General features: G+C 59.5%; 1 protein-coding gene. It reads right to left on the bottom strand.

The features are described 5' to 3' along the window. Window positions 1-58: 58 nt before the first annotated feature. Window positions 59-1,159 (bottom strand): ISL3-like element ISPpu12 family transposase (locus MA04_RS21685; RefSeq protein WP_262462840.1); only part of this gene is annotated, 1,101 nt, incomplete at its 5' end.

A 1,159-nucleotide genomic window follows, 5' to 3' on the forward strand; every position in this document is an offset into this window, starting at 1 on the left:
GGGTATACGGATTTAATGGTTGATGGGGCACCTTCACCCCATCAATCTGATACCACCCTCAGATGGTTGATAGATCGACTCCGTAGTTGAGTTCCTCTGCGAAGTCCGGCAGTCCGTAACCGATGGTTTTCTTGTAGAAAGGAGAGACCTTCGCAGTCGGTGCCTTCTTCTTGTGCTTCGTGGTGTAGAGCATTCGTGCCCGCATCACCTCGAAAGAGTAACCGCGCCCTTCACGGTTCTTGTCCTTGGCCAGTCGGTTGATGGACTCCGTGTAAGCGTTGGTGACGGGCATGTCCGTCTCGAAGTAGGTCATGGTCTCTTCGCGCCAGTTTCCCACTGCCCTGACCAGATCGCTCCAGACTTCCTTTTGGCCCTTCGGGATGGTGGCTATCCACTCGTCCAGGGCGGCTTCTGCCTGGAGCCGTGTGGTGGCGTCCCAGATGCCGTAGAAGCGCTCCTTGTGCTCGTAGGCGGCCAGCAGTTGCGGGAACGCGCCTGTCCAGGTCTCCATGATGAGGCGCTCCCGGTCTGAGACTTCGTGAGCGCGTTTCAGCAGGATTTTCCGGTCTCCCTTGAGAGTCCGGCTCTGGGACGGTTTCAGCTCCTTTCTGAGGCCCTTGCGCACTCTCTCTAGGGCATCGTTGGCCATGCGCACCACATGGAACTTATCGACCACGATACGGGCCTGGGGCAGCACAGCCTTGACCGCTGCCCGGTAGGGGTTCCACATGTCCATGCTGACGATCTCGACCTTCTGCCGGTCTTTCAGCTTCATCAGGTAGTTGGTCACCACGTCCTGGCGGCGGGTGGCCAGCAGGTCGAGCAGGGTTCGCTCCTCAATGTTGGTCAGAATGCAGCGGTAGCGCTTGTTCAGGTATAGCTCGTCAATGCCCAGGATGCGGGGCGTCTCGAAGCGGTGCCAGCGCCCCAGGAACTCGGCGCGGGCGTTGAAGATGTCGCGCACCGTCTTCTCGTCCAGGCCGGTCTGTGCCGCCACAAAGGTGTAGGGGTGGTTGAAGGATTCCTTCTCCACGTACTCATGCAGCCGCAGTGTCATACGGAATCCGTCCACCATCTCCGGTAGCTGGGGCCTGAATGTTGTCTTGCAGGCCCGGCAGGTGTATCGGCGGCGGACCACCCAGAGAGTGACCCGCTTGCC

Source organism: Alloalcanivorax balearicus MACL04 (assembly GCF_025532145.1).
Lineage (GTDB): Bacteria > Pseudomonadota > Gammaproteobacteria > Pseudomonadales > Alcanivoracaceae > Alloalcanivorax > Alloalcanivorax balearicus.